Raw genomic sequence first — 21,252 nt, forward strand, 5'->3', positions numbered from 1 at the left:
GGAATGCAAGCCCTGTATGGGAGGCGGACGCAAGCTTAATCGCCGCTGAAACCTTTCATTATGTTTCTTTTGTGAAACAGATCGGAAAACTATTATCTTTCGTTTTATTTTTACATCACCATAATGCAGTATCAAATGAAACAAAACGAAAGATGAATGCCAACACCATCCGAAATGGAGAGGAAAGTGAAACATCTGACAGAAATGGTGGAACAACATAAACGGGGGAATACAAACGGGATTTATGCCGTCTGTTCCGCACATCCACTGGTACTTGAAGCTGCAATACGTTACGCCCATTCACAACAGACGCCTCTGCTGATTGAAGCCACCTCAAACCAGGTGGATCAGTTTGGCGGCTATACCGGTATGACGCCCGCCGATTTTTATGGGTTTGTCTGCAAGCTGGCGGGATCCCTCGGTTTCCCCACCTCACAGCTGATCCTTGGCGGCGATCATTTAGGTCCAAACCGCTGGCAAAACCTGCCAGCTTTGCAGGCGATGGCGAACGCCGACGCTCTGATCAGAAGCTACGTGGCGGCCGGATTTAAAAAAATTCACCTCGATTGCAGCATGTCCTGCGAAGACGACCCGGTTCCTTTAACCGATGCAATCGTTGCCGGGCGTGCCGCTCGGCTGGCTAAAATTGCCGAAACCACCTGTCTCGAGCAATTTGGCGTAGCCGATCTGGTCTACGTTATCGGCACGGAAGTTCCGGTTCCCGGTGGGGCACACGAGACGCTGACCGAGCTTGAGGTCACCACGCCAGAGGCGGCACGCGCCACGCTTGAGGCACACCGCCACGCATTCGAGAAGGAAGGGTTAAGCGACATCTGGCCGCGCATTATTGGCCTGGTCGTTCAGCCTGGCGTTGAGTTCGACCATGCGCACGTTTGTGACTATCAACCGCATAAAGCCGTCGCGCTGAGCAAGATGGTTGAAGCCTACGACACGCTGGTATTTGAAGCACACTCTACCGATTACCAGACGCCGCAGGCGCTGCGCCAGTTGGTGAAAGATCACTTCGCCATTCTGAAAGTCGGCCCTGCGCTAACCTTCGCGCTGCGCGAAGCGCTGTTCTCACTGGCAGCAATTGAAGAAGAGCTGCTGCCGGCAAAAGCCTGCTCAGGGCTGCGTCACGTCCTGGAAAACGTGATGCTCGATCGCCCGGAATACTGGCAAAGCCACTATCACGGCGACGGCAATGCCCGTCGCCTGGCCCGCGGTTACAGCTATTCCGACCGCGTGCGCTATTACTGGCCAGACAGCCAGATTGACGACGCCTTTGAGCGGCTGGTACGCAACCTGGCGGATGAACCGATCCCGCTGCCGCTGATCAGCCAGTATCTGCCGTTGCAGTACAGCAAAGTTCGCGATGGTGCTCTCAGCTCCACACCACGGGAACTCATCCTCGACCACATTCAGGACATACTCCATCAGTACCATGCCGCCTGCGAAGGCGTAACGACTCAACACGCATAATTAAAAAGAGGAAAACGCTATGCCAAACATTGTCTTATGCCGCATTGATGAACGCCTGATCCACGGTCAGGTGGGCGTACAGTGGGTGGGGTTTGCGGGGGCGAACCTGGTGCTGGTGGCAAATGACGAGGTTGCAGACGATCCGGTTCAGCAAAACCTGATGGAGATGGTGCTTGCGGAAGGCATCGCCGTGCGTTTCTGGTCTCTGCAAAAAGTGATCGACAACATTCATCGCGCCGCCGACCGGCAGAAAATTCTGCTGGTCTGTAAAACACCGGCTGATTTTTTAACGCTGGTCGAGGGCGGCGTGCCCATCACCCGTATTAACGTCGGAAATATGCATTACGCCAGTGGCAAACAGCAAATTGCCAAAACGGTATCTGTAGACGCGAACGATATCGCCGCGTTTAACGGCCTGAAGGCGGCCGGAGTGGAATGCTTCGTTCAGGGCGTTCCAACAGAGACTGCTTTGGATCTCTTTAAACTGCTCTGAGGGATTCACAATGGAAATCAGTCTGTTGCAGGCTTTCGCGCTGGGGCTTCTCGCCTTTATAGCGGGCCTGGATATGTTTAACGGCTTAACACACATGCACCGTCCAGTGGTGCTCGGGCCACTGGTTGGCCTGATTCTGGGCGATTTGCACACCGGAATTCTGACCGGCGGTACATTAGAACTGGTCTGGATGGGACTCGCGCCGCTGGCGGGCGCGCAGCCGCCAAACGTGATTATCGGCACCATCGTTGGCACCACATTTGCCATTACTACAGGCGTGAAGCCGGATGTCGCCGTTGGGGTCGCCGTGCCGTTTGCCGTGGCGGTTCAGATGGGGATCACCTTCCTCTTCTCGGTGATGTCCGGCGTGATGTCCCGCTGCGATCGCATGGCGGCTAACGCAGACACCCGTGGTATTGAACGGGTCAACTATCTTGCACTGCTGGCGCTCGGCGTCTTCTACTTCCTGTGCGCATTTCTGCCCATCTACTTCGGCGCTGAACATGCGAAAACCGCCATTGACGTGCTGCCGGAACGTCTGATCGACGGTCTCGGCGTCGCGGGCGGCATCATGCCAGCGATCGGCTTCGCCGTGCTACTGAAGATCATGATGAAAAACGTTTACATCCCTTACTTCATTATCGGCTTTGTCGCCGCGGCCTGGCTGAAACTCCCGGTGCTGGCGATTGCCGCGGCTGCACTGGCGATGGCGCTGATCGACCTGCTGCGCAAATCGCCTGAACCCACGGCGCCTGCGGCCCAGAAAGAGGAATTTGAAGATGGCATCTAATCACACCACCCTGCCGGGCGTGTCTGAAAGTGAAGAGACACTGCTGACCGGCGTGAATGAAAACGTCTACGAAGATCAGAGTATTGGCGCTGAGCTAACGAAAAAGGATATTAACCGTGTCGCCTGGCGTTCCATGCTGCTACAGGCCTCGTTTAACTACGAGCGTATGCAGGCCTCCGGCTGGCTGTATGGGCTACTGCCCGCGCTGAAAAAGATCCACACCAATAAGCGGGACCTGGCGCGCGCCATGAAAGGCCATATGGGCTTCTTTAACACCCACCCGTTTCTGGTGACCTTCGTCATCGGCATTATTCTGGCAATGGAGCGTTCCAAGCAGGATGTGAACAGCATCCAGAGCACTAAAATTGCCGTTGGCGCACCGCTCGGTGGCATTGGTGACGCCATGTTCTGGCTGACCCTGCTGCCCATTTGCGGGGGGATTGGCGCCAGCCTGGCGCTACAGGGATCCATTCTTGGCGCCGTTGTCTTTATCGTTCTGTTTAACGTGGTGCATCTCGGCCTGCGTTTTGGTCTGGCGCACTATGCCTACCGAATGGGTGTCGCCGCGATCCCGCTGATCAAGGCCAACACCAAAAAGGTTGGTCATGCTGCGTCCATTGTCGGAATGACAGTGATTGGCGCGCTGGTGGCAACCTATGTGCGCCTGAATACCACACTCGAGATTAAAGCCGGGGACGCGGTCGTCAAACTGCAAACCGATGTGATCGACAAACTGATGCCCGCCTTTCTGCCACTGGTCTACACCCTGATCATGTTCTGGCTGGTACGCCGTGGCTGGAGCCCACTGCGCCTGATTGGTATCACCGTGGTGCTGGGCGTTGTCGGTAAATTCTGTCACTTCCTGTAAAAAGCAAAGAGGTTGCGATGTTAGGCATTATTTTGACGGGTCACGGCGGTTTTGCCAGCGGCCTGCAACAGGCGATGAAGCAAATCCTCGGCGAACAGCCGCAGTTTATCGCCATCGATTTTCCGGAAAGCTCCACCACTGCGCGGCTGACCGCGCAGCTTGAGCAGGCAGTGAATGAACTGGATGCAGAGCACGATATCGTGTTTCTCACCGATCTTCTCGGCGGTACGCCGTTTCGTGTGGCCTCTACCCTCGCGATGCAGCGCCCCGGCAGCGAAGTGATTACCGGCACCAATCTCCAGCTTTTGCTGGAGATGGTTCTGGAGCGCGACGGATTAAGCAGTGAAGCCTTTCGTTTGCAGGCGCTGGAGTGCGGCCATCGCGGCCTGACCAGCCTGGTGGATGAACTTGCACGCTGTCGCGAGGAAGCGCCCGCCGAGGAAGGGATATGAGCCAGCTGCTGCGCGCGCGTCGTCTGCTTACCGGGCAAGGCTGGCTGGATGACCATCAGCTGCGTATGGATAGAGGCGTCATCACCGCCATCGAGCCGATTCCGGCAGGGGTTAACACCCGCGAGGCAGACCTGCTTTGCCCGGCATACATTGATATCCACGTCCACGGCGGCGCGGGTGTGGATGTGATGGATGATGCCCCCGACGTGCTGGACCGGTTAGCCTTACATAAAGCGCGTGAAGGCGTAGGGGCGTTTCTGCCTACCACCGTCACCGCTTCGCTGGAGGCGATCCATGGCGCGTTACGGCGCATTGCCCGGCGCTGTCATGCCGGTGGCCCCGGCGCGCAGCTCCTGGGCAGCTATCTGGAAGGCCCGTACTTTACACCGCAGAACAAAGGGGCGCACCCGCCAGAACTGTTTCGCGAGCTGGATCTCGCGGAACTTGATGAGCTGATTGCGGTTTCGCAGAACACGCTGCGGGTGGTGGCGCTTGCTCCGGAAAAAGTGGATGCCCTGAAGGCGATCCATCACCTCAAGCAAAAAGGGATACGCGTCATGCTGGGCCACAGCGCCGCTACATACGCGCAAACCCTGGCCGCATTTGATGCAGGCGCAGACGGGCTGGTGCACTGCTACAACGGCATGACGGGATTACACCACCGGGAGCCGGGCATGGTTGGCGCCGGGCTTACGGACCCACGCGCGTGGCTGGAGCTTATTGCCGACGGGCATCACGTTCATCCTGGAGCCATGCGGCTATGTTGTTGCTGCGCGAAGGATCGTACAGTGCTGATTACCGATGCCATGCAGGCGGCGGGTATGCCTGATGGGCGCTATACGTTGTGTGGTGAAAATGTCGAGATGCAGGGCGGCGTTGTCCGCACGGCCTCGGGCGGGCTGGCGGGCAGCACGCTCGCGCTGGATGCCGCCGTGCGAAATATGGTGGAGCATACGGGGGTCGCCCCAGAAAACGCTATCCATATGGCCTCGCTGCATCCCGCCCGTCTGCTCGGTATGGATCACCTGCTGGGATCGTTAGCACCAGGCAAACGCGCCAATATTATTGCGCTCGATGCGGGTTTACACCTCCGGCAGATCTGGATCCAGGGTCAGGCTCTTTCCCTGTAGCCCCTTCACAGTGTGCTCTGTTGGCCTTACGGAAGACGATCGTAAGGCCTTTCTTTTCCTTTCCTTGATCTTCGCCTTTCCTTTCGCGATCACACTTTTCGTTTTATTTCTTTTTCGCCATTGAACTTTCGATTTCTTTTCTATAGATTTTCTTTAACTGCTAAAGTAAACAAGTGAAACGAAACGAAAGATAGCGACACATTTGCCAGCGTCTGATGTGGAATTCACACGACTAAGGACTGAGTTATGCCACAAACCACTACCACCACCGGCACCTGGACCGAAAAAGAGATCCGCCAGCAGCCAGCCAGCTGGCTTCGCTCGCTCAACAATATTGATAACCTGCGCGCGTCGATCGACAGTTTTCTGACGCCACTGTTGCGCAAGCCCGATCTGCGGATCGTTCTGACCGGCGCGGGTACGTCTGCTTTTATCGGCGACATCATTGCGCCATGGCTTGCCAGCCACACGAGAAAAAATATCACCGCGATACCTACGACCGATCTGGTCACCAACCCGATGGATTACTTCAGCCCTGCGCATCCGCTGCTGCTGGTCTCTTTCGCCCGTTCTGGCAATAGCCCGGAGAGCGTCGCTGCCGTTGAGCTGGCGAATCAGTTTGTTCCGGAGTGCTACCACCTGTCGATCACCTGTAATGAAGCGGGCAGCCTGTATCAGAATGCCGTCGACAGCGATAACGCCTGCGCTCTGCTCATGCCAGCCGAAACGCACGATCGCGGGTTCGCGATGACAAGCAGCATCACCACCATGATGGCGAGCTGCCTGGCGGTATTCGCACCGGAAACGATCAACAGCAAAACGTTCCGCGACGTGTCCGATCGCTGTCAGGCGATCCTCACGTCGCTTGGCGATTTCAGCCCCGGCGTCTTTGGTAACGAACCGTGGAAACGCATTGTTTATCTGGGCAGCGGTGGATTACAGGGCGCCGCACGGGAGTCAGCGTTGAAGGTGCTGGAGCTGACCGCCGGCAAGCTGGCGGCATTCTACGATTCGCCAACGGGTTTCCGTCACGGGCCTAAGTCGCTGGTGGACAACGAAACACTGGTCGTCGTGTTTGTCTCCAGCCATCCGTACACGCGTCAGTACGATCTGGATCTGCTCGCCGAGCTGCGACGCGATCGTCAGGCTATGCGCGTGGTAGCCATTGCAGCCGAAACGGATCCGGTCATTGAAGCTGGCCCGCATATCCTGCTGCCGCCTTCCCGTTCATTTAACGATATGGAGCAGGCGTTCTGCTTCCTGATGTACGCCCAGGTCTTCGCACTGACCCAGTCTCTGCACGTTGGCAATACGCCGGATACGCCATCCGCCAGCGGTACGGTTAACCGTGTGGTCCAGGGCGTCGTTATTCATCCGTGGCAGGCTTAAGAGGACAGGCTCATGAGTATTATTTCTACCAAATATCTTTTGCAGGACGCACAGGCGAAGGGCTATGCCGTTCCGGCCTTTAACATCCATAACGCCGAGACGATCCAGGCGATCCTCGAAGTCTGTAGCGAAATGCGATCGCCGGTGATCCTCGCGGGTACGCCGGGGACGTTTAAACATATTGCGCTGGAAGAGATTTACGCCTTGTGCAGCGCGTATTCCCTTACTTATGACATGCCGCTGGCGCTACACCTCGATCACCACGAATCGCTGGACGACATTCGCCGCAAAGTCCATGCCGGCGTACGTAGCGCAATGATCGACGGTAGCCATTACCCCTTCGAACAAAACGTCAAGCTGGTGAAATCGGTCGTCGATTTCTGCCACCTCAACGACTGTAGCGTCGAGGCCGAACTGGGCCGACTGGGTGGGGTGGAAGATGACATGAGCGTCGACGCCGAAAGCGCGTTCCTGACCGACCCGCAGGAAGCAAAACGCTTTGTCGAACTGACAGGCGTGGACAGCCTCGCCGTCGCCATCGGTACCGCGCACGGTCTCTATACCAAACGCCCAAAAATCGACTTCCAGCGGCTGGCCGAGATCCGCGAGGTAGTGACAGTGCCGCTGGTGCTGCATGGTGCAAGCGATGTGCCGGATGAGGATGTGCGCCGCACCATTGAGCTGGGCGTCTGCAAAGTTAACGTCGCAACAGAGCTGAAAATCGCCTTCTCTGACGCAGTCAAAGCCTGGTTTGCCGAGAACCCACAGGGCAACGATCCGCGCTTCTACATGCGCGTCGGCATGGATGCCATGAAAGAGGTGGTCAGAAGCAAAATCACCGTTTGCGGCTCGGCGAACCGGCTGCTGCTTCCGGCTGAAGCCTGAACCCATCGCGCATAACGCTAGTACCTAAAAAAATAACTATAAGCCTCGCAAATATGAAGGCGCGTCCTTAAGCCGGACAGCGCCTTCCATTATCCTAAAAATCCGAGGAGTCCCTACATGACACAGGAAAAGTCGTTTAAATCGAAAGCGTGGGAGTTTTTCCAGAGCCTGGGAAAGACGTTTATGTTCCCAGTCTCGCTGTTGGCCTTTATGGGGTTGTTGTTAGGTATCGGTAGTTCTGTCACCAGCCCTTCCACCATCAAAAGTTTTCCCTTTCTGGGCGGCGAGTTAACGCAGCTCACCTTTGGTTTTATCGCCATGGTCGGCGGCTTTGCTTTTACCTATCTGCCGCTGATGTTTGCCATGGCGATCCCGATGGGCCTTGCCAGACGTAATAAAGCGGTGGGCGCTTTTGCCGGATTCGTTGGCTACATGCTGATGAACATGAGCATCAACTACTACCTGACCGCCACCCACCAGCTTGCGGATGCCGCCACCATGAGACAGGTGGGACAATCCATCGTGCTTGGTATTCAAACGCTGGAGATGGGCGTGCTCGGCGGCATTGTGGTAGGGGTGATCACCTACTTCCTGCACGAACGCTTCCAGGACACGGTGCTGCACGACGCGTTTGCCTTCTTTAGCGGCATTCGTTTTGTACCGATTGTTACCGCCCTCACCCTGTCGCTGGTCGGCTTGTTCATCCCCCTGCTGTGGGAATATGTGGCAATGGGCATTGCCGGGATTGGTCATATCATCCAGAGCACCAGCGTCTTTGGGCCGTTCCTGTATGGCGTGGGCGTACTGCTGCTCAAACCTTTTGGCCTGCACCACATCCTGCTGGCGATGGTGCGCTTCACCCCGGCGGGCGGCATTGAGATGGTTAACGGCCAGGAAGTGGCCGGTGCGCTGAACATTTTCTACGCCGAGCTGAAAGCCGGCCTGCCGTTTAGCCCGCACGTTACGGCATTTTTATCGCAAGGGTTTATGCCGACCTTTATCTTCGGCCTGCCTGCCGTGGCTTACGCTATCTACCGCACCGCGCGTCCGGAAAACCGTCCGGTGATTAAAGGGCTGCTGCTTTCTGGCGTGCTGGTTTCAGTTGTCACGGGTATTTCAGAGCCGATTGAGTTCCTGTTCCTGTTTATTGCCCCTGTGCTTTACGCGTTTCATATCGTTATGTCTGGCCTGGCGCTGATGGTGATGGCGCTTCTCGGCGTCACTATCGGCAACACCGACGGCGGTATTCTGGATCTGCTGATCTTCGGCGTCATGCAGGGGATGTCGACCAAATGGTATCTGCTGTTCCCGGTGGGTATGGCCTGGTTTGCTATCTACTTCTTCGTCTTCCGCTGGTACATCCTCAGGCACGATATTAAAACGCCGGGCCGTGAGGTTGACGCGCAGGGTGCGCTCCAGGCGGTGGAAGCCAATACCCGGGCACGTGGAAAATCAAAATACGATCATGGGCTTATTCTTCGCGCGCTTGGCGGTAAAGAGAATATTGAGTCGCTCGACAACTGCATCACCCGCTTACGTCTGGTGGTGAAAGATATGGGGCTTATCGACCAGCAGGCGCTGAAGGCCGCGGGCGCCTTGTCAGTCGTGGTGCTTGATGCCCACAGCGTTCAGGTGATCATCGGCCCGCAGGTGCAGAGCGTCAAATCCGGCATTGAAGCCTTAATTTAACAGGGGGACGTTGTGTTTGATTTCGACAGAATCATTGAGCGTAAAAGCGATAAATGCCGTAAATGGGATCATGCGTTTGTGTGCTCGCGTTTCGGTGATGTCCCGGAGGGATTTATCCCGCTGTGGATAGCAGACATGGATTTCACCTCGCCACCCGCCGTGATTGAAGGCTTCCAGCGCATCGTGGAGCATGGCACCTTCGGTTACACCTGGTGCTTCGACGAATTCTACGATGCGGTCATCGCCTTCCAGCGCACCCGTCATCAGGTTGAGGTGCATAAGTCATGGATCACCCTGACCTACGGCACCGTTTCCACGCTGCACTATACGGTTCAGGCGTTCTGCAAACCCGGCGACTGCGTGATGATGAACACCCCGGTGTATGACCCGTTTGCGATGGCGACACAGCGACAGGGCGTGCGGGTGCTTGCAAATCCGCTGAGCGTGAAGGAAAACCGCTATCACCTGGATTTTAATCTGATTGAAGTTCAGCTCAAAACTCACCGTCCAAAACTGTGGTTCTTCTGCTCGCCGCATAACCCTTCAGGCCGAATCTGGCGCGCGGATGAGATACGCCAGGTGTCCGATCTCTGTAAGCGCTACGGCACGATTCTGGTGGTTGATGAGGTTCACGCCGAGCACATTCTGGACGGTACATTCGTCAGCTGTCTGACTTCGGGCTGTGCCGCCCAGGACAACCTGATTGTGCTGACCTCCCCCAATAAAGCGTTCAACCTTGGCGGGCTAAAAACATCCTACTCGATAATTCCAGACGATTCGCTGCGCCAGCGTTTCCGCCAGCAGTTGGAGAAGAACTCCATTACCTCGCCCAATATCTTCGGCGTGTGGGGAATTATTCTGGCCTATCAGCAGGCTCTGCCATGGCTCGACGCGCTGAATGGTTATCTGCGCGGCAATGCCCGCTACCTTGCGGATGCCATCCAGACCCACTTCCCTGCATGGAAGATGATGAACCCGGAGTCGTCGTATCTCGCCTGGATAGACGTCAGTGCGGACGATCGCAGTGCGACGGCGCTAACCCAACATTTCGCCAAACAGGCTGGCGTGGTCATCGAAGATGGCAGCCACTACGTACAAAACGGCGAAAACTACCTGCGTATTAACTTCGGCACCCAGCGCTACTGGCTGGAACAGTCCATCAACCGAATGCTGAAGCATTACTGATAAGGATCTTACCCCGATGAAAAAAATGCTCACTCTCTCGCTGCTGGCTCTCTGCGTTTCTCACGGCGCGGCGGCAGCAAACTACGCGCTCAGTAACGACAATATTGCCCTTTCGTTTGATGATGCAAATGCAACGGTAGTAGTAACGGACAGCAAAGCTAACCATCCGCTCACGCCCCAGGAGCTGTTCTTTCTGACGCTGCCGGATGAAACAAAAATCCACACCGCTGATTTCAAAATCAAGCACGTCGAAAAGCAGGACAATGCGATAGTCATCGACTTTACGCATCCGGATTTTAACGTAACGGTGAAACTGAACCTGGTGAAGGGAAAATACGCCAGCATCGGCTACACCATCGCCGCCGTCGGGCAGCCGCAGGAGGTAGCGAAAATTACCTTCTTCCCGACGAAGAAGCAGTCTCAGGCACCTTACGTTGACGGGGCGATTAACAGCTCGCCAATCGTGGCCGACTCGTTCTTCATCCTGCCAGACAAACCGATTGTGAATACTTACGCTTATGAAGCCACCACGAACCTCAACGTGGAGCTGAGAACGCCAATTCTGCCTGAGACACCGGTTAGTTTTACCACCTGGTTCGGCACTTTCCCGGAAACTAATCAGCTGCGCCGCAGCGTAAACCAGTTTATCGATGCCGTGCGTCCGCGGCCTTATAAGCCTTATCTGCACTACAACAGCTGGATGGACATCGGTTTCTTTACCCCTTACTCCGAGCAGGATGTCATTGGGCGGATGGACGAATGGAATAAAGAATTTATTGCCGGACGCGGGGTGGCGCTGGACGCGTTCCTGCTGGACGATGGCTGGGACGATCGCACCGGACGCTGGCTTTTTGGCCCGGCATTCAGCAACGGTTTTGGCAAAGTCAGGGAAAAAGCCGACAGCCTGCACAGCTCGGTTGGGCTGTGGCTTTCTCCGTGGGGCGGATACAACAAGCCGCGCGATATTCGCGTCTCGCATGCAAAAGAGTATGGTTTTGAAACCGTAGACGGCAAGCTGGCGCTGTCGGGGCCGAACTATTTTAAAAACTTTAACGATCAGATCATTAAGCTGATCAAAAACGAGCACATTACCTCGTTCAAGCTCGACGGAATGGGTAACGCCAATTCGCATATCAAGGGCAGCCCATTTGCATCGGATTTTGACGCATCCATTGCCCTGCTGCACAACATGCGCAGCGCAAACCCGAACCTGTTTATCAACCTGACCACCGGCACCGACGCCAGCCCGTCCTGGCTGTTCTATGCTGATTCAATCTGGCGTCAGGGCGATGATATCAACCTGTACGGCCCCGGCACGCCAGTGCAGCAGTGGATGACCTACCGCGATGCCGAAACCTGGCGATCCATCGTGCGCAAAGGTCCTCTGTTCCCGCTGAACTCACTGATGTACCACGGGATCGTCAGCGCAGAGAACGCTTACTATGGACTCGAGAAAGTGCAAACAGACAGCGATTTTGCCGATCAGGTCTGGAGCTACTTCGCAACCGGAACTCAGCTTCAGGAGCTGTACATCACGCCGTCCATGCTGAATAAGGCGAAGTGGGATACCCTGGCGCAGGCGGCGAAATGGTCGCGTGAGAATGCCAGCGTGCTGGTGGATACTCACTGGATTGGCGGTGACCCAACTTCGCTTCAGGTTTACGGCTGGGCCTCATGGAGTAAAGACAAAGCGATTTTTGGCCTACGCAACCCGTCGGATAAGCCGCAACGTTACTACCTGGATTTAACCAAAGATTTTGAGATCCCGGCAGGAGAGCGTTCGCAGTTTACCCTGAAAGCCGTGTACGGCAGTAATTCGACCGTACCAGAGGAGTATAAAAACGCTGTGGTAATTACGCTGCAACCGCTGGAAACGCTGGTATTTGAGGCGATGCCGGGGAAATAGTGAGGCTCTGACACGGTGTAGGCCGGGTAAGGCGAAGCCGCCACCCGGCAAAACAGGCGGCAGGGGCTTACTCCCCCTGCTGCTCCAGCGCATATTTATACAGTGCATTTTTCTTCACGCCGTGGATCTCCGCCGCCAGCGCCGCCGCTTTTTTCAGGGGGAGTTCAGCCTGTAGCAGAGCCAGCGTACGCAGCGCATCGGCAGGCAGAGCGTCTTCCTGCGCTTTGTGCCCTTCAACAATCAGCACCATTTCGCCCTTGCGGCGGTTTTCATCCTCTTTCACCCACGCCAGCAGTTCGCCAACCGGCGCACCGTGAATGGTTTCCCACGTTTTGGTCAACTCGCGCGCCAGCACCACGTAGCGCCCTTCGCCCCAGACGGTCACCATATCTTCCAGGCTTTCCAGCAGACGGTGAGTTGATTCGTAGAAGATCAACGTACGCGGTTCAGCTTCCAGATCCTTTAATACATCGCGACGGCCTTTGGATTTAGCAGGCAGGAAGCCTTCGTAGCAGAAACGATCGGACGGCAGGCCCGCAGCGCTTAACGCCGCAATGGCCGCGCACGGCCCGGGCAGCGGCACAACGCGGATGCCTGCTTCACGGCAGGTGCGTACCAGATGGTAGCCCGGATCGTTGATCAGCGGCGTTCCCGCATCGGAGACCAGCGCGATGTTCTGCCCTTCTTTAAGCTTCGCCACCAGCGTTTCGGCTTTTTGTTGCTCATTGTGATCGTGCAGGGCAAACAAACGGGCGTTAATGGCAAAGTGTTGTAGCAGTAAACCGGTATGACGGGTGTCTTCAGCAGCAATTAAATCAACAGCTTGCAATACGGTGAGCGCACGTTGGGTAATATCAGACAAATTCCCGATAGGAGTAGGTACAATATAAAGCTGGCCTTGAGAATTATCTGCCGTTTCGTGTTGTTTCATTGTTTCGTCCGTATTGCCGATTTAATATTGAGCATTGCGTAAAAAAATCACTGGATACAGTATGGTACCGTTAACGTTTCTTCGTAAAAAAGCCGCGCACAGCGTGCCCCTCCTGCTGGCAGCCCTGATCTTTACCGGCTGCGGCACCCAGGCACCTGACCAGAGCACTGCTCATATGCAGGGATCCGCTCAGGCTGATTCTGGCTTTTATCTGCAACAAATGTCGCAGAGTACAAATGATACCAGGATCAACTGGCAATTACTCGCCATTCGTGCACTGCTGAAAGAAGGGAAAACCCAGCAGGCCGCCGAGCTGTTCAGCCAGCTGCCGCAGGATCTTAACGACACTCAGCGCCATGAGCAGACGCTGCTGTCAGCAGAACTGAAGGTCGCGCAAAAAGATTACGACGGCGCGAAGAAGATCCTCGGCACCATCGATCTCAGCACGCTGGATAAAAACCAGCAGGCCCGTTTCTGGCAGGCCGGTATCACCGCTGAGCAGGGCCGCCCTTCCCTGACGCTACTCCGCGCGCTGATAGCCCAGGAGCCTCTGCTCGCGGGTGCGGACAAGCAAAAAAATATTGATGCAACCTGGCAGGCGCTCGCCTCCATGACCCAGGATCAGGCCAAAGCGCTGGTAATCAACGCCGATGAAAATGTTCTGCAAGGCTGGCTGGATCTGCAACAGATGTGGTTCAACAACCGCAGCGATCCGAACATGCTGAAAGCTGGCATTACCGACTGGCAAAAGCGTTACCCGCAAAACCCGGGAGCGAAAATGCTGCCAACGCAGCTGGTGAACGTGCAAAACTTTAAGCCCGCCTCCACCAGCAAAATCGCCCTACTGCTGCCGTTAAACGGTCAGGCAGCGGTGTTTGGTCGCGCCATTCAGCAAGGTTTCGAAGCCGCGAAAAACGGCACTACCGCCGTCAGCGGTAGCGCGGTTCCGACCCAGGCAGCACAGGCGGCGAATGTGAATGACGTTGTCAGCCCGTCCGCCGCCGAAACCAGCGACCTGACCACCGCGCAAACCCCTGCGCAGGGCACCATGCAGAATCCGGTTACCGCCCCAACGACGCAGCCCGCTCCCCCTGCGCCTGCGGCAACACAGGCCCCGGCTGAAACACCGGTGCCCGCGACGGCAGAACAACCTCAGCCGCAAACCGCGCAGCCGGAACAGCAGCCAGCAACCCAGCCGCAGGCTGTGGCCACCACCAGCGCTAACCCTGGTGCAGAGTTGAAAATCTACGACACCAGCGCCCAGCCGCTTGACCAGGTGCTGGCGCAGGTTCAGCAGGACGGGGCCAGCATCGTTGTCGGCCCGCTGTTGAAAAACAACGTGGAAGCGCTGATGAAGAGCGACACCACGCTGAACGTGCTGGCGCTTAACCAGCCTGAGCAGGTTCAGAACCGCGCCAATATCTGTTACTTCGCCCTCTCTCCGGAGGATGAAGCCCGCGATGCGGCCCGTCATATTCACGAGCAGGGCAAGCAGGCGCCGCTGCTGCTGATCCCACGCAGCACGCTGGGCGATCGCGTTGCCAACGCGTTTGCGCAAGAGTGGCAGACCCTTGGCGGTGGCGTGGTGTTGCAGCAGAAATTTGGCTCAGCTGCCGAACTGAGAGCGGGCGTGAACGGCGGGGCAGGTATTGCCCTCAACGGTAGCCCGGTATCCGCCAGCCTGCCGCAGCAGCAGAGCGTCACCATCGGCGGTCTGACGATCCCAGCGCCCCCTACCGACGCGCAAATCAGCGGCGGCGGTAAAGTGGATTCGGCGTACATCGTCGCTACGCCGGAAGAGATCGCCTTTATCAAACCGATGATCGCCATGCGTAACGGCAGCCAGAGCGGCGCAACGCTCTACGCCAGCTCACGCAGCGCACAGGGTACCGCAGGCCCGGATTTCCGTCTGGAAATGGAAGGACTGCAATACAGCGAGATCCCGATGCTGGCAGGCAGCAACCCGCAGTTGATGCAGCAGGCGCTGGGCGCGGTGCGCAATGACTATTCCCTGGCGCGTCTGTACGCGATGGGCGTCGATGCCTGGGCGCTGGCAAACCACTTCACCCAGATGCGCCAGGTACCGGGCTTCGAGCTTAACGGGAATACCGGCGATCTGACCGCCGATCAGGATTGTGTGATTAACAGGAAGTTATCATGGCTCAAATACCAGCAGGGGCAGATTGTCCCGGCCAGTTAAGCCGTAAACAGACCGGCGACGCGTGGGAGTTAAAGGCGCGTCGCTGGCTTGAAGGCAAAGGACTGCGCTTTGTCGCCGCCAACGTTCGCGGGCGCGGCGGCGAGATTGACCTGATCATGAAAGACGGTCAGACCATCGTGTTTGTTGAAGTTCGCTACCGACAGTCGTCCCGTTTTGGCGGTGCTGCCGCCAGCGTGACGCTCGCCAAACAACAAAAATTATTACAGACTGCCCACTTGTGGCTTGCCCGCCATAATGGGAGTTTTGATACTGTGGATTGCCGTTTCGATGTGGTAGCCTTCACCGGAAATGCGATCGACTGGCTTAAAAACGCGTTTGGCGAAGACGCATAAATAAGATTTTAAAGGGATACCGTGCTCGAACGAATTAAAGTGTGCTTCACAGAAAGCATTCAAACGCAGATTGCCGCGGCGGAAGCCCTTCCGGACGCGATCTCGCGTGCAGCGATGACACTGGTTCAGTCGCTGCTCAACGGCAACAAAATCCTCTGTTGTGGCAATGGCACGTCCGCCGCCAACGCACAGCATTTTGCTGCCAGCATGATCAATCGCTTCGAAACCGAGCGCCCAAGCTTACCTGCCATTGCACTAAACACCGATAACGTGGTCTTAACTGCGATTGCCAACGATCGTCTGCATGACGAAATCTACGCCAAGCAGGTGCGCGCCTTAGGCCATGCCGGAGACGTGCTGCTGGCGATCTCCACGCGCGGTAACAGCCGGGATATCGTTAAAGCGGTTGAAGCGGCAGTGACCCGGGATATGACGATTGTCGCCCTGACCGGTTACGACGGCGGTGAGCTGGCTGGCCTGCTGGGGCCGCAGGATGTGGAGATCCGCATTCCTTCGCACCGTAGCGCCCGCATCCAGGAGATGCATATGCTCACGGTGAACTGCTTATGCGATCTGATCGATAACACGCTTTTCCCTCACCAGGATGATTAAGGAGTTCTCATGAAGGTTTTATCGGCCCTTGCAGTCGTGATGTCTGCATTACTGCTTCAGGGATGCATCGCTGCCGCTGTAGTCGGTACCGCAGCGGTCGGCACCAAAGCAGCGACCGATCCGCGTACCGTTGGGACGCAGGTGGATGACGGTACGCTTGAGCTGCGCGTAAACAGTGCGCTGTCGAAAGACGAGCAGATCAAGAAGGAAGCACGCATCAACGTGACGGCTTATCAGGGCAAAGTGCTGCTGGCAGGCCAGGCGCCAAATCCTGAACTCGCCTCGCGCGCCAAACAGATCGCGATGGGTGTGGAAGGCACGGCGGAAGTGTATAACGAGATCCGCCAGGGCCAGCCGATTGGTCTCGGCACCGCGTCATCTGATACCTGGATCACCACCAAAGTGCGTTCCCAGCTGCTGGGTACCGACCAGGTGAAATCCTCAAACGTGAAAGTGACCACGGAGAACGGCGAAGTGTTCCTGCTGGGTCTGGTGACGGAACGTGAAGGGAAAGCGGCAGCGGATATCGCCAGCCGGGTGAGCGGCGTGAAACACGTCACCACCGCCTTTACTTACATTAAGTAATTCCCACCTGGCTACAGGCCCGGTAAGCGCTAGCGCCACCGGGCTTTTTTTCACACAAGCGCCATACTCCCCACAATCACTCCACTCAACGCCACCAGCCCCGCAGTCAGACACAGCGCTTTCGCCGGGAATGACTTACGCAGCATGATAAGCGACGGCAGGCTCACCGCCGGCAGCGTGATGAGCAGCGCCAGCGCTGGTGCGGTCCCCATACCGGCCATCATCATGGTCTGAATAATCGGGATCTCCGCCGCGGTTGGGATCACGAACAGGCAACCGGCCACCGCCATCGCAATCACCCACATCAGCGTGTTGTCGATAGCGCCATCCGCATGCGGGAACAGCCAGACGCGCGCGGCCCCCAGCACCAGTACGGCCAGGATATAGACCGGAATGGTGCTCCAGAAAAGCTGCCACAGCGCTTTGCCCCAGCGAGCAAAGAAACTGCCCTGCGGCTCGCTGACGTCCAGCTCAACGGAAGCAGACCCGGCCTCGTTGTCTTTCACCAGGTGCTGCACCAGCGTAGCGACAAGCACCACCGTCAGCAGGCCAGCCGCCAGACGGATAAACGCGAAATGCCAGCCGAGAACGAAGCCCATAAACACCAGCGTTGCCGGATTCAGCAGTGGGTTACCCATCCAGAAGGCAAGCGCGCCGCCCATCGACACGCGCTGTCGGCGCATACCCGCCGCCACCGGTGCGGCGCAGCAGGAACACATCATGCCCGGCAGGGAGAAAATCGTCCCCAGCAGCGTGCCCTGCAAGCGCGGCTGTCCCAGGGTTTTCACCAGCCAGTTACGCGGGATAAGTACCTGAATCAGCGAGCCCAGCAATACGCCCAATACCGCCGCTTTCCAGACGGCAAGAAAATAGACCATTGCGTAATCCCACGCCGCGCGTAGCGGGCTGGAATCGGCCTGCGCGAGAATCGATTTACCGATGCTGTGGGTGTCGGCGGCGGTGAAGGCTTTACCGTAGTACGGCTGCCATTTCACATACCAGAGGCCAATGATGACCACGAGAAAGAAGAGTGCGGGCTTCCACCACTGAACAGGTGTTGCCGCCTGAGATGAAGACTGACCAGTCATACCATTCCCCGGAAGGTGTTATTTAATAAGCTGGGGAAGTTTACGCCTCGCCCTGCGCGATTTCACGCAGTTTTGCCGAAGGGATAATATTAACCCCCTCCTGCGACGGAGCCAGCGCCTCTTTTAGCATCGCCAGCGCGACATCCCGCGCCTCGATGGACTTCCAGTTACCCGGCAGAATGCGAAACAGCGGAGCGAAAAAAGACTCGTTAAAACGACGTTCGTCACGGTGCCCCATCAGCATGGAAGGCCGCGCGATGGTCAGGCGCTCCCATTTCTGCGCGATTAACGCCTCTTCCATTTTGCCCTTCACCTGGTTGTAAAAAAACGGCGAGCCTGCGTTCGCGCCGTGCGCGCTGACCACCAGGAAATGTTTTGCGCCCAGCTTTTTCGCCGTCAGGGCGGTATCCACCACCAGCGTGTAATCCGCATGGACAAAAGCTTCTTTACTGCCCGCTTCCCGTCGGGTGGTGCCAAGGCAGCAAAAGGCGATATCAATGGGATCCTGCACCTGCGCCAGCGCGTCGGTGAGCTGTGGATCGTGCGGGTTATAGACGCCGGTGATATCCAACAGCGGGCGACGCGTCGGGGCGGCGATATAGTTGATATGCCGATCCTGGATCAGCAGCCGCAGCAGATGTCCACCCACCAGCCCGGTTGCGCCGGTAATCAGTACCTGACTCATCTTATCCCCTTTACAGAATTGTCCGTTTGCGTTCTGGGCCTGCTCTACCACACTTAAAAGTCTGTTACCGGTAAGTATTTACCACAAACGGGAAAAAAACAGTCTGAAGCGAAAACAACGGAGGAAGCATGGGTAAAAAAATCGCAGTCTTGATTACCGACGAGTTTGAAGATTCAGAATTTACGTCGCCAGCAGAGGCATTCCGGAAGGCGGGCCACGAGGTGGTCACCATTGAGAAAGAAGCGGGTAAAACCGTGAAGGGCCACAAGGGTGAAGCCAGCGTGACCATTGACGAATCCATTGATAACGTCAGCCCGTCGGATTTCGACGCCCTGCTGTTACCGGGCGGCCATTCACCGGATTCCCTGCGCGGGGACGAGCGTTTCGTCACCTTTACCCGTGACTTCGTCGGCACCGGTAAACCGGTGTTTGCCATTTGCCACGGTCCGCAGCTGCTGATCAGCGCCGAGGTGGTACGCGGGCGTAAGCTCACCGCGGTGAAACCGATCGTTATCGATCTGAAAAACGCGGGAGCCGAGTTCTACGATCAGGAAGTGGTGAACGATAACGATCAGCTGATCACCAGCCGTACACCGGACGATCTGCCGGCGTTTAACCGTGAAGCGCTACGCCTGCTCGGCGCGTAACCAGTGCAGCTTTTTACCAAAGCCCAGGGTGTTGTCGGTAAATTTCAGCTCATCAAGGCGGATTTCCCACACCGGGGCTTTTAGCGCCGCAGCCACCGGGAAGCGGCGCGTATAGCGTTTACGTTGCGCGTCGCTCTCCTCCCCTTCCAGGCGACGAATTTCACCTTTGAACTGGACCCCGCGGATCAGCGCAACGGTTTTAGGCTGACCGTTTACCGTACCTGCCACTTTTGCCTGCTGGCCCGTCATCTGCGCATGCCGCGTTTTGTCTTCGCTCATCACGTAAAAGGCCACACGCTCGGGATCGTAGTAATAAAAGGCATTTGCGCACCACATCTCCTCGTCTTTACAGACGCACCAGGTCACGACATGCTGCTTTGCCAGCCAGCGGTTAATGGCGGCCAGTGTTTCCATTTTCGCTCTCTCTCATGCTATGGTGCGTTCACCTTAACATACTGAATCTGTTTACCGTGTGCTGGTTTCTCTATCTTGTCCGAACCGCTGATAACGCACTCTACACCGGGATCACTACCGATGTGGCACGGCGTTTTTTACAACATCAAACGGGGAAAGGGGCGAAAGCACTACGGGGGAAAGGTGAACTTCAGTTAGCGTTTTCAGCCGCCGTGGGCGACAGATCCCTGGCGCTCAGGCTGGAATACCGCATCAAGCAGCTGACAAAGCGCCAGAAAGAGCGTCTCGTCAACGGGGACGGCTCTTTCGAGGCGCTACGCGAAAGCCTGCTTAAAAACGATTGAAATGATCGTGGTACTCCACCAGACCGGTAACGCCGTCGAGCGCATCATCCGCCAGAGGATGCACCTGGAAAGATGTTTCCGTGCCCGGCCAGTGGCAGCGCAGATCGTATCTGGACGCTGGCTCAAAACCTAAACGTTCGTAGAACGCCGGATCGCCCAGAACGACGACAGCGGCATAGCCAAATTCATTCAGGGAATCCAGCCCTTCATAGACCAGCTGGCGCGCCAGGCCCTGGCCACGGTAGTTTTCATCCACCGCCAGCGGCGCCATGCCGACCCACTGTAACTCTTCACCCTGCACAATCACCGGGCTGAAGGCCACGTAGCCGACCACCTGCCCTTCATCGTCAGTGGCAACCAGGCCCAGCGTAATCAGGCCATCTTCGCGAAGATCGTGAACCAGTTGGGCTTCGGCGTCGCCTGCAAAAGAGCGGCGTAACAACGCATCGATACCCGGCGCATCAATCCCAATTTCGACTCGAATCAGCATGGTTCACCTACTGAAGTGTGTTTACTGTCCGGCGGGGTTTTTAGCCCGGCCTCAACGAAATCTGCCATTTGCATCAACATCATACGCAGCGCTTTCGGCATCTGCTCCAGTTCAATGGCATCCATTAAATTTTTGACGTACAGACCGAGCTCCGTGTCGCCTTCAATCACCAGACGACGCTGGAAGAAGAGGGTGTCCGGATCCTGTTTGCGCGCGGCGATCATCAGCAGATCGCTGGCATCCGCGCTAAAGCTGACATCCGCCTCGGCGGTTTCACGGACGATAAGCCGATCGTTCTCAACGGAAGTAAACCAGCGCAACCCGATATCGCGCACTTCAATCTTTAACCAGCGGCCTTCCAGAAACTCCAGCTCACCGTCCTGTAGCGCCTGGCGGAACTGCCAGCTCAGTACCTGTTCCAGCACCTGGCGTTTAAGCGCGAACGGCGCCAGTTTTACCGGCACGCTCAGCATTGATGGACCAAATTGTACGAGACGTGAACGCAGTTTATCCAGCACGAGCTTTACTCCCTGATAGCTATAGTCCTGCTATTTTGCCATATCCCGACAAGAAGATAGCGGCGTAAATCAACAAACCGTTGTCCGGTGTACCTCATTATTGGTGCCATCAATAC

23 protein-coding genes are annotated in these 21,252 nt (G+C 56.6%); 17 read left to right on the forward strand and 6 right to left on the reverse strand.

All coding sequences use genetic code 11. The features are described 5' to 3' along the window. Nucleotides 1-174: 174 nt before the first annotated feature. From kbaZ to SK47_RS18960, 11 genes are all read left to right on the forward strand, one after another. Entirely contained in the window at nt 175-1,482 is a 1,308-nt protein-coding gene (kbaZ, locus tag SK47_RS18910; RefSeq protein ID WP_048244935.1) for a tagatose-bisphosphate aldolase subunit KbaZ, read from the forward strand. 19 nt (nt 1,483-1,501) lie between these two features. Further along, the gene (gene agaV / locus SK47_RS18915) at nt 1,502-1,975 is read left to right on the forward strand and encodes a PTS N-acetylgalactosamine transporter subunit IIB (protein WP_003861728.1); all 474 of its coding nucleotides are present in this window, start codon (nt 1,502-1,504) and stop codon (nt 1,973-1,975) included. Between the two features lie 10 nt (nt 1,976-1,985). Next, on the forward strand, nt 1,986-2,765 hold the full coding sequence (gene agaW, locus SK47_RS18920; RefSeq protein WP_003861730.1) for a PTS N-acetylgalactosamine transporter subunit IIC: 780 nt from the start codon (nt 1,986-1,988) through the stop codon (nt 2,763-2,765). Further along, nucleotides 2,755-3,633 (forward strand): PTS N-acetylgalactosamine transporter subunit IID, encoded by an 879-nt coding sequence (gene agaE, locus SK47_RS18925; RefSeq protein ID WP_022651905.1) that lies wholly within the window; start codon nt 2,755-2,757, stop codon nt 3,631-3,633. The genes agaW and agaE overlap by 11 nt, the downstream gene beginning before the upstream one ends. Nucleotides 3,634-3,650: 17 nt before the next feature. Beyond that, complete coding sequence (gene agaF / locus SK47_RS18930; protein ID WP_003861734.1) at nt 3,651-4,085, forward strand: PTS galactosamine/N-acetylgalactosamine transporter subunit IIA; 435 nt, start codon at nt 3,651-3,653, stop codon at nt 4,083-4,085. Then, nucleotides 4,082-5,215 (forward strand): N-acetylglucosamine-6-phosphate deacetylase, encoded by a 1,134-nt coding sequence (gene nagA / locus SK47_RS18935; RefSeq protein WP_045331547.1) that lies wholly within the window; start codon nt 4,082-4,084, stop codon nt 5,213-5,215. Before agaF ends, nagA begins: the two co-directional genes overlap by 4 nt. A gap of 246 nt (nt 5,216-5,461) precedes the next feature. After that, complete coding sequence (locus SK47_RS18940) at nt 5,462-6,604, forward strand: SIS domain-containing protein (protein WP_003861737.1); 1,143 nt, start codon at nt 5,462-5,464, stop codon at nt 6,602-6,604. A gap of 12 nt (nt 6,605-6,616) precedes the next feature. Beyond that, nucleotides 6,617-7,489: a tagatose-bisphosphate aldolase subunit KbaY gene (gene kbaY / locus SK47_RS18945; RefSeq protein WP_003861740.1), complete on the forward strand. Its 873-nt coding sequence runs from the start codon at nt 6,617-6,619 to the stop codon at nt 7,487-7,489. Between the two features lie 117 nt (nt 7,490-7,606). Next, nucleotides 7,607-9,178 (forward strand): maltose/glucose-specific PTS transporter subunit IIBC, encoded by a 1,572-nt coding sequence (malX, locus tag SK47_RS18950; RefSeq protein ID WP_003861742.1) that lies wholly within the window; start codon nt 7,607-7,609, stop codon nt 9,176-9,178. Between the two features lie 12 nt (nt 9,179-9,190). Continuing rightward, on the forward strand, nt 9,191-10,363 hold the full coding sequence (locus SK47_RS18955) for a MalY/PatB family protein (protein WP_003861744.1): 1,173 nt from the start codon (nt 9,191-9,193) through the stop codon (nt 10,361-10,363). 16 nt (nt 10,364-10,379) lie between these two features. Continuing rightward, entirely contained in the window at nt 10,380-12,269 is a 1,890-nt protein-coding gene (locus SK47_RS18960; protein ID WP_003861746.1) for an alpha-galactosidase, read from the forward strand. Nucleotides 12,270-12,336: 67 nt separating this feature from the next. On the opposite strand, the gene rsmI is transcribed toward SK47_RS18960, so the two are convergent. Next, nucleotides 12,337-13,200: a 16S rRNA (cytidine(1402)-2'-O)-methyltransferase gene (rsmI, locus tag SK47_RS18965; RefSeq protein ID WP_000809144.1), complete on the reverse strand. Its 864-nt coding sequence runs from the start codon at nt 13,198-13,200 to the stop codon at nt 12,337-12,339. Nucleotides 13,201-13,261: 61 nt separating this feature from the next. Here rsmI and SK47_RS18970 point away from each other — a divergent pair, with 61 nt between their 5' ends. Genes SK47_RS18970 through dolP form a run of 4 tightly spaced genes read left to right on the forward strand, consistent with a single transcriptional unit; the run spans nt 13,262 to nt 16,950 of the window. Next, nucleotides 13,262-15,400: a penicillin-binding protein activator gene (locus tag SK47_RS18970; protein WP_048244938.1), complete on the forward strand. Its 2,139-nt coding sequence runs from the start codon at nt 13,262-13,264 to the stop codon at nt 15,398-15,400. Further along, nucleotides 15,358-15,753, forward strand: coding sequence for a YraN family protein (locus SK47_RS18975; protein WP_003861751.1), 396 nt, complete (start codon nt 15,358-15,360; stop codon nt 15,751-15,753). The genes SK47_RS18970 and SK47_RS18975 overlap by 43 nt, the downstream gene beginning before the upstream one ends. 21 nt (nt 15,754-15,774) lie before the next feature. Further along, nucleotides 15,775-16,365, forward strand: coding sequence for a DnaA initiator-associating protein DiaA (gene diaA / locus SK47_RS18980; RefSeq protein ID WP_003861754.1), 591 nt, complete (start codon nt 15,775-15,777; stop codon nt 16,363-16,365). 9 nt (nt 16,366-16,374) lie between these two features. Further along, nucleotides 16,375-16,950, forward strand: a complete 576-nt coding sequence (dolP, locus tag SK47_RS18985; protein ID WP_003861756.1) for a division/outer membrane stress-associated lipid-binding lipoprotein — start codon at nt 16,375-16,377, stop codon at nt 16,948-16,950. Nucleotides 16,951-17,000: 50 nt separating this feature from the next. On the opposite strand, the gene SK47_RS18990 is transcribed toward dolP, so the two are convergent. Both SK47_RS18990 and SK47_RS18995 read right to left on the reverse strand, forming a co-directional pair. Then, nucleotides 17,001-18,038, reverse strand: a complete 1,038-nt coding sequence (locus SK47_RS18990) for a permease (RefSeq protein WP_045895488.1) — start codon at nt 18,036-18,038, stop codon at nt 17,001-17,003. 40 nt (nt 18,039-18,078) lie between these two features. Continuing rightward, on the reverse strand, nt 18,079-18,723 hold the full coding sequence (locus SK47_RS18995; RefSeq protein ID WP_023304489.1) for an NAD(P)H-binding protein: 645 nt from the start codon (nt 18,721-18,723) through the stop codon (nt 18,079-18,081). Between the two features lie 128 nt (nt 18,724-18,851). Between SK47_RS18995 and SK47_RS19000 the strand changes: the two genes are divergently transcribed. Beyond that, entirely contained in the window at nt 18,852-19,370 is a 519-nt protein-coding gene (locus SK47_RS19000; RefSeq protein WP_015571965.1) for a type 1 glutamine amidotransferase domain-containing protein, read from the forward strand. Here the strand turns inward: SK47_RS19000 and SK47_RS19005 are convergent. Then, the gene (locus SK47_RS19005; RefSeq protein WP_003861766.1) at nt 19,350-19,784 is read right to left on the reverse strand and encodes a YhbP family protein; all 435 of its coding nucleotides are present in this window, start codon (nt 19,782-19,784) and stop codon (nt 19,350-19,352) included. The genes SK47_RS19000 and SK47_RS19005 overlap by 21 nt on opposite strands. A gap of 14 nt (nt 19,785-19,798) precedes the next feature. Between SK47_RS19005 and SK47_RS19010 the strand changes: the two genes are divergently transcribed. Continuing rightward, entirely contained in the window at nt 19,799-20,128 is a 330-nt protein-coding gene (locus SK47_RS19010; RefSeq protein WP_003861768.1) for a GIY-YIG nuclease family protein, read from the forward strand. On the opposite strand, the gene SK47_RS19015 is transcribed toward SK47_RS19010, so the two are convergent. Both SK47_RS19015 and SK47_RS19020 read right to left on the reverse strand, forming a co-directional pair. Next, a complete protein-coding gene (locus SK47_RS19015; RefSeq protein ID WP_003861769.1) occupies nt 20,115-20,618 on the reverse strand; it encodes a GNAT family N-acetyltransferase in 504 nt (167 codons plus the stop codon). The genes SK47_RS19010 and SK47_RS19015 overlap by 14 nt on opposite strands. Next, on the reverse strand, nt 20,612-21,136 hold the full coding sequence (locus SK47_RS19020) for a ubiquinone anaerobic biosynthesis accessory factor UbiT (protein WP_003861771.1): 525 nt from the start codon (nt 21,134-21,136) through the stop codon (nt 20,612-20,614). The genes SK47_RS19015 and SK47_RS19020 overlap by 7 nt, the downstream gene beginning before the upstream one ends. Between the last annotated feature and the right edge of the window lie 116 nt (nt 21,137-21,252).

This window comes from Enterobacter sp. BWH52 (genome assembly GCF_001037565.1).
GTDB lineage: Bacteria > Pseudomonadota > Gammaproteobacteria > Enterobacterales > Enterobacteriaceae > Enterobacter > Enterobacter hormaechei_C.

What these genes read in the sequence shown, in the direction of transcription:
- kbaZ (WP_048244935.1), top strand. Translation starts at nt 175, where the DNA reads ATGGAGAGGAAAGTGAAACATCTGACAGAAATGGTGGAACAACATAAA.
- agaV (WP_003861728.1), top strand. Translation starts at nt 1,502, where the DNA reads ATGCCAAACATTGTCTTATGCCGCATTGATGAACGCCTGATCCACGGT.
- agaW (WP_003861730.1), top strand. Translation starts at nt 1,986, where the DNA reads ATGGAAATCAGTCTGTTGCAGGCTTTCGCGCTGGGGCTTCTCGCCTTT.
- agaE (WP_022651905.1), top strand. Translation starts at nt 2,755, where the DNA reads ATGGCATCTAATCACACCACCCTGCCGGGCGTGTCTGAAAGTGAAGAG.
- agaF (WP_003861734.1), top strand. Translation starts at nt 3,651, where the DNA reads ATGTTAGGCATTATTTTGACGGGTCACGGCGGTTTTGCCAGCGGCCTG.
- nagA (WP_045331547.1), top strand. Translation starts at nt 4,082, where the DNA reads ATGAGCCAGCTGCTGCGCGCGCGTCGTCTGCTTACCGGGCAAGGCTGG.
- SK47_RS18940 (WP_003861737.1), top strand. Translation starts at nt 5,462, where the DNA reads ATGCCACAAACCACTACCACCACCGGCACCTGGACCGAAAAAGAGATC.
- kbaY (WP_003861740.1), top strand. Translation starts at nt 6,617, where the DNA reads ATGAGTATTATTTCTACCAAATATCTTTTGCAGGACGCACAGGCGAAG.
- malX (WP_003861742.1), top strand. Translation starts at nt 7,607, where the DNA reads ATGACACAGGAAAAGTCGTTTAAATCGAAAGCGTGGGAGTTTTTCCAG.
- SK47_RS18960 (WP_003861746.1), top strand. Translation starts at nt 10,380, where the DNA reads ATGAAAAAAATGCTCACTCTCTCGCTGCTGGCTCTCTGCGTTTCTCAC.
- rsmI (WP_000809144.1), bottom strand. Translation starts at nt 13,200, where the DNA reads ATGAAACAACACGAAACGGCAGATAATTCTCAAGGCCAGCTTTATATT.
- SK47_RS18970 (WP_048244938.1), top strand. Translation starts at nt 13,262, where the DNA reads ATGGTACCGTTAACGTTTCTTCGTAAAAAAGCCGCGCACAGCGTGCCC.
- SK47_RS18975 (WP_003861751.1), top strand. Translation starts at nt 15,358, where the DNA reads ATGGCTCAAATACCAGCAGGGGCAGATTGTCCCGGCCAGTTAAGCCGT.
- dolP (WP_003861756.1), top strand. Translation starts at nt 16,375, where the DNA reads ATGAAGGTTTTATCGGCCCTTGCAGTCGTGATGTCTGCATTACTGCTT.
- SK47_RS18990 (WP_045895488.1), bottom strand. Translation starts at nt 18,038, where the DNA reads ATGACTGGTCAGTCTTCATCTCAGGCGGCAACACCTGTTCAGTGGTGG.
- SK47_RS18995 (WP_023304489.1), bottom strand. Translation starts at nt 18,723, where the DNA reads ATGAGTCAGGTACTGATTACCGGCGCAACCGGGCTGGTGGGTGGACAT.
- SK47_RS19000 (WP_015571965.1), top strand. Translation starts at nt 18,852, where the DNA reads ATGGGTAAAAAAATCGCAGTCTTGATTACCGACGAGTTTGAAGATTCA.
- SK47_RS19005 (WP_003861766.1), bottom strand. Translation starts at nt 19,784, where the DNA reads ATGGAAACACTGGCCGCCATTAACCGCTGGCTGGCAAAGCAGCATGTC.
- SK47_RS19010 (WP_003861768.1), top strand. Translation starts at nt 19,799, where the DNA reads ATGCTATGGTGCGTTCACCTTAACATACTGAATCTGTTTACCGTGTGC.
- SK47_RS19015 (WP_003861769.1), bottom strand. Translation starts at nt 20,618, where the DNA reads ATGCTGATTCGAGTCGAAATTGGGATTGATGCGCCGGGTATCGATGCG.